Source organism: Streptomyces soli, from assembly GCF_003999195.1.
GTDB lineage: Bacteria > Actinomycetota > Actinomycetes > Streptomycetales > Streptomycetaceae > Actinacidiphila > Actinacidiphila soli.
The window spans coordinates 1-10090 of the sequence record NZ_RJVR01000110.1; the positions used below are offsets into that span (position 1 = coordinate 1).

General features: G+C 68.9%; 16 protein-coding genes and 2 pseudogenes. 10 read left to right on the forward strand and 8 right to left on the reverse strand.

Annotated features, from left to right (window positions below):
* Positions 1 to 95 precede the first annotated feature (95 nt).
* Both EFK10_RS09325 and EFK10_RS09330 read right to left on the reverse strand, forming a co-directional pair.
* Positions 96 to 848, reverse strand: a complete 753-nt coding sequence (locus EFK10_RS09325) for a TIGR03943 family putative permease subunit (protein ID WP_127355264.1) — start codon at positions 846 to 848, stop codon at positions 96 to 98.
* Positions 845 to 1933 carry a permease gene (locus tag EFK10_RS09330; RefSeq protein WP_127355265.1) on the reverse strand — a complete coding sequence of 363 codons (1089 nt, stop codon included), beginning with the start codon at positions 1931 to 1933 and terminating at the stop codon, positions 845 to 847. The genes EFK10_RS09325 and EFK10_RS09330 overlap by 4 nt, the downstream gene beginning before the upstream one ends.
* A 248-nt stretch (positions 1934 to 2181) precedes the next feature.
* Between EFK10_RS09330 and rpmF the strand changes: the two genes are divergently transcribed.
* The 3 genes and pseudogenes from rpmF (at position 2182) to EFK10_RS09345 (ending at position 3045) form a co-directional block, all read left to right on the forward strand.
* On the forward strand, positions 2182 to 2352 hold the full coding sequence (rpmF, locus tag EFK10_RS09335) for a 50S ribosomal protein L32 (protein WP_127355266.1): 171 nt from the start codon (positions 2182 to 2184) through the stop codon (positions 2350 to 2352).
* Positions 2349 to 2515 (forward strand): annotated as a pseudogene (locus EFK10_RS49785) (GTP-binding protein); the annotation flags it as partial. The gene rpmF and the pseudogene EFK10_RS49785, both read left to right, overlap by 4 nt.
* 215 nt (positions 2516 to 2730) lie before the next feature.
* Positions 2731 to 3045: a hypothetical protein gene (locus EFK10_RS09345; protein WP_127355267.1), complete on the forward strand. Its 315-nt coding sequence runs from the start codon at positions 2731 to 2733 to the stop codon at positions 3043 to 3045.
* Between the two features lie 230 nt (positions 3046 to 3275).
* On the opposite strand, the gene rpsR is transcribed toward EFK10_RS09345, so the two are convergent.
* The 4 genes from rpsR to rpmG are packed head-to-tail and all read right to left on the reverse strand — an operon-like array spanning position 3276 to position 5143.
* On the reverse strand, positions 3276 to 3518 hold the full coding sequence (rpsR, locus tag EFK10_RS09350; protein WP_127355268.1) for a 30S ribosomal protein S18: 243 nt from the start codon (positions 3516 to 3518) through the stop codon (positions 3276 to 3278).
* Between the two features lie 35 nt (positions 3519 to 3553).
* On the reverse strand, positions 3554 to 4711 hold the full coding sequence (locus tag EFK10_RS09355; protein ID WP_127355269.1) for a CobW family GTP-binding protein: 1158 nt from the start codon (positions 4709 to 4711) through the stop codon (positions 3554 to 3556).
* Entirely contained in the window at positions 4711 to 4965 is a 255-nt protein-coding gene (locus tag EFK10_RS09360) for a type B 50S ribosomal protein L31 (RefSeq protein WP_127355270.1), read from the reverse strand. The genes EFK10_RS09355 and EFK10_RS09360 overlap by 1 nt, the downstream gene beginning before the upstream one ends.
* A 13-nt stretch (positions 4966 to 4978) precedes the next feature.
* On the reverse strand, positions 4979 to 5143 hold the full coding sequence (gene rpmG / locus EFK10_RS09365; RefSeq protein ID WP_127355271.1) for a 50S ribosomal protein L33: 165 nt from the start codon (positions 5141 to 5143) through the stop codon (positions 4979 to 4981).
* 66 nt (positions 5144 to 5209) lie between these two features.
* On the opposite strand from rpmG, the gene rpmB reads away from it, so the two are divergent.
* The 6 genes from rpmB to EFK10_RS09395 all read left to right on the forward strand — a co-directional run bounded on the left by rpmB (position 5210) and on the right by EFK10_RS09395 (position 8320).
* Positions 5210 to 5446: a 50S ribosomal protein L28 gene (rpmB, locus tag EFK10_RS09370; protein ID WP_127355272.1), complete on the forward strand. Its 237-nt coding sequence runs from the start codon at positions 5210 to 5212 to the stop codon at positions 5444 to 5446.
* Entirely contained in the window at positions 5446 to 5751 is a 306-nt protein-coding gene (gene rpsN / locus EFK10_RS09375; RefSeq protein ID WP_127355273.1) for a 30S ribosomal protein S14, read from the forward strand. The genes rpmB and rpsN overlap by 1 nt, the downstream gene beginning before the upstream one ends.
* A gap of 150 nt (positions 5752 to 5901) precedes the next feature.
* Positions 5902 to 6870 carry an ATP-binding protein gene (locus EFK10_RS09380; RefSeq protein WP_127355274.1) on the forward strand — a complete coding sequence of 323 codons (969 nt, stop codon included), beginning with the start codon at positions 5902 to 5904 and terminating at the stop codon, positions 6868 to 6870.
* 49 nt (positions 6871 to 6919) lie between these two features.
* Complete coding sequence (locus EFK10_RS09385) at positions 6920 to 7312, forward strand: SCO5389 family protein (protein WP_127355275.1); 393 nt, start codon at positions 6920 to 6922, stop codon at positions 7310 to 7312.
* 33 nt (positions 7313 to 7345) lie between these two features.
* Positions 7346 to 7720: an ATP-binding protein gene (locus EFK10_RS52600; RefSeq protein WP_322973300.1), complete on the forward strand. Its 375-nt coding sequence runs from the start codon at positions 7346 to 7348 to the stop codon at positions 7718 to 7720.
* Between the two features lie 93 nt (positions 7721 to 7813).
* Positions 7814 to 8320 carry a GNAT family N-acetyltransferase gene (locus EFK10_RS09395; RefSeq protein WP_322973301.1) on the forward strand — a complete coding sequence of 169 codons (507 nt, stop codon included), beginning with the start codon at positions 7814 to 7816 and terminating at the stop codon, positions 8318 to 8320.
* Positions 8321 to 8324: 4 nt separating this feature from the next.
* Here EFK10_RS09395 and EFK10_RS09400 read toward each other — a convergent pair whose 3' ends face one another.
* Entirely contained in the window at positions 8325 to 8642 is a 318-nt protein-coding gene (locus tag EFK10_RS09400; RefSeq protein WP_127355277.1) for a YciI family protein, read from the reverse strand.
* A 164-nt stretch (positions 8643 to 8806) separates the two neighbouring features.
* A pseudogene (locus tag EFK10_RS09405) lies at positions 8807 to 9040 on the reverse strand (integrase core domain-containing protein); the annotation flags it as partial.
* On the opposite strand from EFK10_RS09405, the gene EFK10_RS09410 reads away from it, so the two are divergent.
* Complete coding sequence (locus tag EFK10_RS09410) at positions 9010 to 9909, forward strand: DUF5372 family protein (protein ID WP_127355279.1); 900 nt, start codon at positions 9010 to 9012, stop codon at positions 9907 to 9909. The pseudogene EFK10_RS09405 and the gene EFK10_RS09410 sit on opposite strands and share 31 nt — an antisense overlap.
* Positions 9910 to 10090: the final 181 nt, after the last annotated feature.

Consider the following 10090-nt stretch of genomic DNA (forward strand, 5'->3'; position numbering starts at 1 on the left):
CGAGATCGAGTACTCCCTCACCGACGACCACGTCGCCCACATCGTCCTCGACGCGATCCGGCACGCCCAGGAGTAGCGGGGCGCCTCCGGCTGGATCAGGGCGCCGTAACTCTCGGGAGGTCCTTGTAGGGGTCGCTGGGCTCGGGGATCCGCTCGACGGTGGCGGTGTCCAGGGCCGGGCGGGCGGAGTCCGTGCCGACCCTGCCCGTGGGGCGCCAGGTGCCGGTGACTGTCACCCAGGCGTCGGGCGGTGGCGCCGTGGCGCCGTGCATCTCGACCTTGAGAGCTGTGGCGTCGGCGGCGCAGCAGCTGACGATCAGCCGGGTGAGGTACCAGGTGCCGTTCGTGCCGGGGGTGACGAAGCCGGTGAGCCGTACGGTGCGGCCGCGAAGCGACGTGCCGGTGTCCCAGTCGGCACGGGAGCTGAACTCGCTCAGCGACAGGGCAACCGGGTCCTTGGCCGGCAGGGCGGGGAAGGTCCCGGCAGCGGAGGTGGTCGCGGTGTCGTCGCGGGAGGCGGTGTACGAGCCGAGAGCGGGAGGGGCGAAGAGCAGCATCAGGAGCGCGGGCACGTAGAGCAGCCAGGCGATGCGCGGGCCCTTGGTGTGGTCGTGCCCGTGGTCGTCGTGGCCCGGGTGCGCGCCGTGTCCGGGCTCGTCGCGGCTGAAGGGAAGGCCGTCACGGGCGGCGGCGATCACGCCCAGCAGGACCAACAGCACGCCGGAGGCGATGAGCAGAGGCCGCACGCCGGGCTTGACGTAGCGCAGATACAGGTCGCTGAACAGGGCGATGTGCAGCAGCCCGGCGCCGGTGAGGAGGAGCAGCAGCACCTGGAAGTTGCGTTTCACAGCAGCCACCACCCCACCAGCGCGCTGCATGCCACGGCCATGAACCAGGTGGCCGTCGAGAAACGCAGCGCGAAGCCCCGCCCGAAGGTGCCGGACTGCAAGGCGATGAGCTTGAGGTCGACCATCGGCCCGACGACCATGAAGGCGAGCCGGGCGGTGGGCGAGAACCCGGTGAGCGAAGCGGCAACGAAGGCATCGGCCTCGGAACAGATCGCGAGGATCACCGCGAGCCCGGCCAGGGCCGGCACGGCCAGCCACGGCGAGTCGGTGAACGTCCGCAGCACCGAATGCGGCACCGTGACATTGAACGTCGCCGCTGCCGCCGCCCCGACGGCGAGGAAGCCCCCGGCGTGCAGGAAGTCGTGCTGCAACGAGGTCCCGAACTCCTCCAGTCGCCCGGCACGCGGGGCGTGCCCGGCCGGGCCCTTGGGCAGCCGCAGCCACTCCTCGCGGCCCAGCCTGACCCACAGCCAGCCCATGCCGACCGAGGTGGCCAGCGACGCGGCGAGCCGCGCTAACACCATGTGCGGATTGGCCGGGAAGGCGATCGCGGTCGCCACCAGCACTATCGGATTGATGGCGGGCGCGGACAGCAGGAACGCCAGCGCCGCCGCCGGGGTCACCCCACGCCGCATCAGGCTTCCGGCGACCGGTACCGAAGCGCATTCGCACCCCGGCAGGACGGCTCCGGCCAGACCCGCAACGGGCACGGCGAGCGCCGGGTTGCCGGGCAGCACCCGGGTGAAAACCCAGGCAGGTACGAAAGCGCTGACCGCGGCCGACACCAGGGTGCCCAGCAGCAGGAACGGAATGCCCTGGATCACGATGGCCACGAAGACCGTCTGCCACGCCCGCACCACCGGGCCATCCAGCCACAGGAGGAACTCGGGCCCCAGCAGCACCACGACGGTGCCGATCACGACCAGCGACAGACCGATGCCGGCGGTGAGCAGAACAACGCTCACCCCAAGGCGCACCCCGTCGGCCGCCCCGGGCAGGCGAGTCGGCCGTCCGCTGCCGCGCTGCTCCGGCAACGGCCGCGCTGTTACGCCCGGCGCGCCTGTTTCGTCGGCCACGTCTCTCATCTCCCGTGCGGTCACCGCCGGACCGCGGATCCCGAGGGCCCAACGCTAGCGGTGGCGGCCCCCGTCGCGCGGAAGGTGGCGACGATTACACGAGGAGTCGCTCACCGCATCCGGCGCGGTACGCGGGACCGTTCTCGCTGCCGGAGGCCGCCTCTCAGCAGGCGACCCGGGGCCTGGCGACTCAATGGAAATGGCATCCGTTTTCATATATCCTGGAAATTCCCCCGACCCGAGGAGGCCCCGAGGCCATGGCTGTACCCAAGCGGAAGATGTCCCGCAGCAACACCCGGCACCGTCGCGCGCAGTGGAAGGCCAGCCTGCCCGCCCTGGTCCCCATCGCCATCGACGGCTCGGTGTACCAGGTGCCGCGCAGACTAGCGAAGGCCTACCAGCGCGGCCTGCTGGCCCCGGAGGACTGACCGCGCCATGGCCGGCCGGTCTGCCCGTCGCCGTCCTGTCCGGCTTCCTCGGCTCGGGCAAGACCAGCCGGCTCAACCATCTCCTCGACACCCGCGAGGACTTGCGTGTCGCGGCCATCGTCAACGCTTGAACGAAGTGGATATCGATGCGGCGCTCGTGCGCCGGCGCCGCGGCCGGTGTCGGTTCCCCGCCTGGGACATCCACGGCATCGACGACACCTTGCGCGTACGAACGTCACCCGTCCGAACACACTCCGCGCCCAGTAGCCGCCGCGCTGCAGCCCTGAGCCGCCCCCCAAGGAGGCGCAACTGATGAGCCGTCCCTTCACGCTGATCGTCTGCCGCGCCGGGTGTGACGGACCGGCGGGTGCATCTGTCATGGAACCTCTCAGGGACGCCGTGCGGACCACTTTCCACGGCATCCTGGTCGCCACCGCGTGCCACCACGACGTCCTGCGCTGCGACGCCTTCGGCCCGTACGGGAGCGGGGCCCGCGGACTCTTCGCCGTGGCGCAGCCCTGCACCACGGACCGGCGCCCCTGCGGACTGCCGACCCGATTGGGCCCCATCACCGGCCCCGACGATGCGGCAGCGGTAGCTGCCTGGCTGCGCGCGGGCCTACCGGACGATGGCACCCTACCCAAGCGGCTGCGGGCCGCACCGCCGCCCAGAGCAGTCGCTCGCCTGAACTGACGCCCCTGCTGTAGCCGGAAGAAGTCGGCAAGACGCCAGGCCATCTTTGGCGACCAGCGCTGCCGGACTGGTGTTGGCCACCACCGGCGGTTCGGCGGGTTACCGTCGTTCAGCTCCTGGACGACGGTGACCCGCACGGTCCACCCCCCCTTGCGACCCTGACTATGTCGCCTTCCTGACCCCGGGGGCCATGGTCCGAGTGCCACCTTCCGCCGGTGGCACTCGGACGCTCACTTCGCGGAGGAGTAGGGCAGCAGTGCCATCTCGCGGGCGTTCTTGATGGCGCGCGCCAGTCGCCGCTGCTGCTGAGCGGTGACCCGGGTCACCCGTCGGCTGCGGATCTTGCCGCGGTCCGAGATGAACTTCCTCAGCAGGTCGGTGTCCTTGTAGTCGATATAGGTGATCTTCGCTGCGTCGAGCGGGTTCGGCCGGGGAGCACGGGGCTTGAGGGGGCGGTTGCTGCGGAGGGCCATGGGCGCCTTTCTCTACGGGTCGCTTACGGGACTCTCTACGGGACTGGGTCGAGGAGGGAGTCGAAGGCGGGCGGCAGGTGCTTCCAGGCCGTGCGTCCCCCGGCGTACTCGGCGTCGGTCAGGAGGCATGAGTCCAGGAGTTCGGTCAGGCCGTGGCGGTCGAGTCCGGGTGAGGTGAAGACGAGGTGCTGGCAGCAGTCGCCGTGCTCGGGATGCCAGTCCAGTGCCGCCGCGGCCCTGCGCAGCGGCGGGACCATCTCCCAGGCCGCGTCCGGCAGCGAGGCAAGCCACGGGCCGACGCCCTCCACACACAGCGCCCCTCCCGCGGACTCCCAGGACAGCAGGGTGTCCGGACGATCGGCGAGCCAGAAGCGGCCCCGGCTGCGGGCGGCGGCACAGGCCAGATCCTCCAGCGCCGCATAGAGCCGTTCCGGATGGAAGGGCCGGTGTCTGCGCCACACGAATGTGGTGACCCCGCACTCGTCCGCCTGCTGCGGCAGCAGCGCGCAGGCCGGGTGCTGGCGGGCGGCGGCTGCCTGGACGTCGAATCCGGCAAAGGCGGCCTCGGCCAGTTCACCGGAGCCGACGGCCATCTGACGAGCCGTCGGATGGAGCTGGGCCAGCAGCGCGAGGTCCGCCTCATCCGCCTCCTGGCTGTCCACGAGGGCCAGAACCGGGGCGTACTCCAGTTGACGTGCCCAGGTGTCGGCGACGGTCCGCCAGTCGGTGGGAGCGGCGGCGAGCCCGGCCTCGGCCAGGTCGTCACTGTTGCTGAGGCAGGGCAGGAGCAGTGCGGGGTCGACGGCGGTCATCACACAGGTCAGGTCCATTACGTCACCGCCGTGCGCGGCGATGATCTCTGCCATCGACTGGGGCTCGACGGAGTCCCACAACTCGACGACGGCGAGCCGGGTCAGGCCGTCGCCGGCCAACCGTTCCAGCTCGGGGACCAGGTCCTCGCGCAGTGCACAGCAGGCGCAGTCGTTGACGAGCTCGGTCTCACCGGCGCTCAGCTCGCCCGAGTTGTCGCGCACGCTGCGCCGGACCGTGCAGCGGTCGGCCGCCGTGGACAGGTCGTGGTGCAGCGCCACGCTGCCCGGGACGCTGCGCAGGAGCTGCTCCACGGCCTCCCTACGGGCGTCGGCGTGCAGGCCGCCGACGATGACGACGGGCAGTTTCCTGTTCTCCTCCATCAGCGGGTCCCGCGCGGGCCGTAGCGGCGTTCGAAGCGCTCGACGCGTCCGGCGGTGTCCAGTACCCGTGCCGTGCCGGTGTAGAAGGGGTGACTCGCCGAGGAGATCTCGACGTCGATGACGGGGTAGGTGTTGCCGTCCTCCCAGACGATCGTCTTTCCACCACTGGCGGTGGACCGGGTCAGAAACGCGAAGTCGGCGGCCTTGTCGCGGAAGACGACAGGTCCGTACGCAGGGTGGATTCCGGGCTTCATGAAAGGGCCTCCTTTAGCGCTCTTCGCGGAAGTCGACGTGCCGGCGGGCCACCGGGTCGTACTTGCGCAGGGTCAGGCGGTCGGGGTCGTTGCGGCGGTTCTTGCGGGTGACGTACGTGTAGCCGGTCCCCGCCGTGGACCGGAGCTTGATGATCGGGCGCAGTTCGTTGCGAGCCATGCCTGCACTATATTGGTAACGACTTCCATTTCCAATATTATCCCTGACAGCGAAGGCAGGTCACCCATGTCCGCCCACTGCCAACTGACCGGCGCCAAGCCGGGCTTCGGCAACGCCATCTCTCACTCCCACCGGCGTACGTCCCGCCGCTTCGACCTCAACATCCAGCGCAAGCGCTACTGGCTGCCCGGTGAAGGCCGCTACGTACGGCTGACCCTCAGCGCCAAGGCGATCAAGACCATCGACGCCATCGGGATCGAAGCCGCCGTGGCCCGCATCCGCGCACGCGGGGGGAAGGTCTGATGGCGAAGAAAAGCAAGATCGCGCAGAACGAGAAGCGCAAGGCGACCGTCGAGCGGTACGCGGCACGCCGAGCGGAACTGAAGGAGATCATCCGCAGCGCCGCCACCCCCGAGACCGAACGCCAGGCAGCCCTCCAGGAGCTGCGCCGCCAGCCGCGCAACGCCAGTGCCACCCGGGTGCGCAACCGCGACAGTGTGGACGGCCGGCCCCGCGGCCACCTGCGCAAGTTCGGACTGTCCAGGGTGCGCATGCGCGAACAGGCCCACGCGGGATTCCTCCCAGGAGTGACGAAATCCTCCTGGTGACCCCACGCCCCGAGCCGACGTTGGGCCGAACCGGTCAACTCATCTTCTCGCATCCGCCGTTGAGGGTGAGGTGATTTGACAGCCGTTACTCACAACCCGGAAGCTTTACAGAGATGAAATTCATGTTCACCTGAGAGGTCGTGCGCAGCCATGCGTATCGCGTTCGTCGGCAAGGGCGGGAGTGGCAAGACCACGCTCTCGGCCCTGTTCGCCCAGCATCTGGGACGCTCCAATGCCCCCGTCGTCGCCATCGACGCCGACATCAACCAGCACCTAGGCAGCGCCCTGGGACTGGACGAGTACGAGGCCTGCTCCATGACTCCGCTCGGGTCTCAGCTCGCCGGGATCAAGGACTACCTGCGCGGCGACAACCCCCGCATCACCTCAGCGGACGCCATGGTCAAGACGACACCGGCGGGCAGCGGCTCCCGCCTGCTGCGCCTGCTCGGAACCGACCCCGTGCACGCGCGCCACACACATGACGTGAGCGGCGTAAGGCTGATGGTCACCGGCAGCTTCGAGGAGGAGGACCTCGGGGTCGCTTGCTACCACTCCAAGCTCGGCGCAGTCGAGCTGTACCTCAACCACCTCGTGGACGGCCCCGGCGAGTATGTCGTCGTCGACATGACCGCAGGCGCGGACTCCTTCGCCTCCGGCCTGTTCACCCGCTTCGACATGACCTTCCTGGTCGCCGAGCCCACCCGCAAGGGCGTCTCGGTCTACCGCCAGTACCGCGAGCACGCGGCCGAATTCGACGTCCCCATCGCCGTGGTCGGCAACAAGGTCACCGGCCCGGACGACGAGCAGTTCCTGCGGGAACACGTCGGCGACGACCTGCTGACCACCTTCGGCCACTCCGACTGGGTACGCGCCCGCGAACAGGGCCGCGCCACCGGCGACCTCGAACCGCAGCACCGCCGAGCTCTCGAACGCCTGCGCGCGGCAGCCGACGCGACCACCAAGGACTGGGAGCACTTCCAGCGCCAGGCCGTCGAATTCCACCTCCGCAACGCCCGCGCCTGGGCCAACCGGGCCACCGGCCAGGACCTGGCCGACCAGATCGACCCGGACTTCCAGCACGGACCCGCCGCTCTGCTCGACGCCGTCGTCGTGGCCTGAAACACACCGCACCCGAAGCACACACCCCACACCGATAGGACACCGCACCATGTCGCTTGACGTCTCCCCGCAGCTCCTGGCCCAGGCCGAACAGGGCGAGATCCGCGAGGAGGACTTCGTGGCCACTGTCCGCGATTCCCTCCCCTACGCCTACCGCCTCATCGCCGGCCTGGTCGGCGACCTCCAGGTCAGCGACCGCGAATTCGCCGACAACCTCACCCCGCCGCCCTCCGAGGCCGAGCGCGGCCAGCTGCTGCGCGCCCTGGCCAGCGACTCCATCCGCGGCAGCCAGGAGCGGCACTTCGGCGTCGCGCTGGCGTTCCAGAACTGCCACCGGGTCGCGGCCTTCCGGCCGGAGGCCACGGACGGGCAGACTTACGCCAAGTTCACCTCCACCCGCTCCCAGATCCTCAACCAGTCACCCGAATTCCGTGACTGCTGAACCCGGCCACGGCCGCAGAACAGGCCACACGCCGTGGGCCACGAACCGCCCGGCCCGGCCACGGTCACCGACCTCCCTGCCCATCGCATCCGGCGAAAACCCGTCCTCGACGGCCTGATAAACCACGGCGGCGAGGGCCGTATCCGCGCCGCCCGCTTCCCCGCCGTCAAGACCCTGGAGGAGCTCGATATCACCCATCTGCGCGGCCTGACGCGCCAACAGCTCGCGCACCTGGGTACCCTGGACTTCATCGCGGGCAAGGAGAACGCCGTTTTTCTGGGACCGACCGTTATCGCCGGTTTGGTCTTGAAGAAGATGTGTTGCTGCAGATCAGGATGTTCCTGCGATCGATGCGACGTGGTCGGGATCTGTGTCGAGTCCCGGTTCGGGGTGGGCCGGAGAACTTGATTGCTGTGACGGCTCCTCCGCGCTGACAATCACCATGTGAACGATCACCCACGAACAGACCTCTCCGTCAAACCCACTTTGGTCGGGGAGAAGGTGCTTCTGCGTCCGTTCGTCTTGGACGAGGACGCGCCCGTCCTTCGCTCGATCCTCCAGGACCCGGAGGTGGGCCGGTTGACCGGCAGTGACCACGGTCCGGCAGATCCTCAGCCGTGGGACGAAGCTGCCGAGGAACGGATGCGTAAGTGGTATGGCACCCGTCACGAGCAGGCGGACCGGCTGGACCTGGCCGTGGTCGACCGGACGGTCGGCGCCTGCGTGGGTGAGGCGGTGCTCAACGAATGGGACAGCGGCAACCGCAGTTGCAGTTTCCGCATCGCGCTGGCTGAGGCGGGCCAGGACCGCGGACTGGGGACGGAGGCACTGAGGTTGATCGTCGGCTATGGCTTCGAGCGGCTCGGCCTGCACCGGATCTCGCTCGGGGTGTTCGCTTTCAATCCGCGCGCCCGCCGTGCCTATGAGAAGGCGGGCTTCGCCGCCGAGACCGCGATGAAGTACATCTACGCCGCCCACCCCGAACGCCGGTCCACCCTGTGGCGATAGGCGGTCAGCCGCGCACGCAGGCCTCGTCCGCCGCCAGCAGCCCGGCCAGGGCCGGATGGACCCGCCCGGGGGCGATCGTCGTGATCGAGTACGCCGCGACACCGGCCACGACGAACGGGTCCTCCTCGGTGATCCGCTCGACGACATCGCGGTCGACGCCCCACGCCACGATGGCACCGCCCTGCGTCGAGGGAACCGTCTGTCCGGACACCAGGAAGGTGCCGTCGGCATGCCGACGTTCGAGGTACTCAACGTGAGCGGCGATGAACGGCTCGGCGTCCTTCTCAGAGCCGTTGTACTCCAAGAGCAGCAAGTGCAGCATCCCACCATCCAAGCAGCCACCCCGCTACGGCTGCGGACCCGCCCACCAGAGGCGGCGGGCCGGGCGGCCGCGCCGTGCTGTCAGCGGTGGGGATGTCGTTTGGCAGCTCGTGACGACGACTCGCAAAGCCAACGTGTCAAGCCCCGGGTTTGATGGAGAGTGGGTTAGCTGGCTTTCAGGAGTGTTTCTGGTGCGGTGGTTGTTGCGTGGAGGGCTTCGAACTCGGCGGGTGGGACGTGGCCGAGCTCTCCGTGGAGGCGGCGCTGGTTGAACCAGTCGATGTACTCGGCGACGGCGATCTCGACGTCGTTGATGCCGGTCCAGGGTCCCTTGTTGCGGATCAGCTCGGCCTTGAACAAACTGTTGAATGCCTCCGCAGCGGCGTTGTCGTGATCCGTCGACTGCCCAGGTTCCGGACTCTGGAGACGAAGGCGGGGTGCGGGTGACGCACCCGTTCCACCCGCTGTTCGGGCGGGAGTTGGAGTTCATCGAGCGTCGTCAGTGCTGGCGGGGGGACAGGGTCTATTACTTCGACGAGGTAGGTGGCCGGTCCAGGATCCCGACGGAGTGGACGTCGGAGGCTCCGGTGGATGCGTTCGTGGTGGCGGCCGAGGGCTCCTGTCCGTTCCGGACGCAGGATCTTGTGGAGACCGAGGAGGAGATCAACGCATTGCTCGAAGCCTGCGATCAAGGAACCTGGACCGGACGACGCGACCATGCGCTACTGATGCTGGCCTGCCAGACCGGGCTCCGCGCCAGCGAACTGACCGGGTTGACCGTGGGCGACGTGCACCTGGGCGTCGGCCCGCACATCAGCTGCCTGGGCAAGGGACGCAAGCAGCGCATCACCCCGCTGGCCGTGAGCACCGTCGCCACGTTGAAGAACTGGATGAACGAACGTGGCGGTCTTCCCTCCGACCCGCTGTTTCCAGCCCGCCGAGGCGAGGCCCTGAGCCGCGACGGGCTGGAGCGACGCATCACCAAGCACGCGGCCACCGCCACACGCTCCTGCCCGACTCTGCTCGGCAAGAAGGTCTCACCGCACGTCATGCGTCATTCCGCCGCGATGCGGCTGCTGCACGCCGGCGTCGACACCGCTGTGATCGCCTTGTGGTTGGGGCACGAAAACATCGCAACCACGCAGATTTACATCCATGCTGACCTTGCGCTCAAGGAGCAGGCGTTGGCCAGGACCGCCCCGCAGGACGCCACCCCGGGCCGCTACCGACCCACCGACACCATCCTGGCATTCCTCGACGGTCTGTAGATTATGCCGCTCACCTACGGCCGGGCGCTGTCGCCATGACGGCTCCCGGCCGCCACCTCGGCATAACAGCAGGGTCCGCATAAGAGGCCGAACTCCACGTGCTCAAGGCCAGGTTGCGAGGCGGACAGCTGTCCAAGGCCCGGAGAGGGGAGCTGAAGCAGGCGCTGCCGGTCGGCTATGT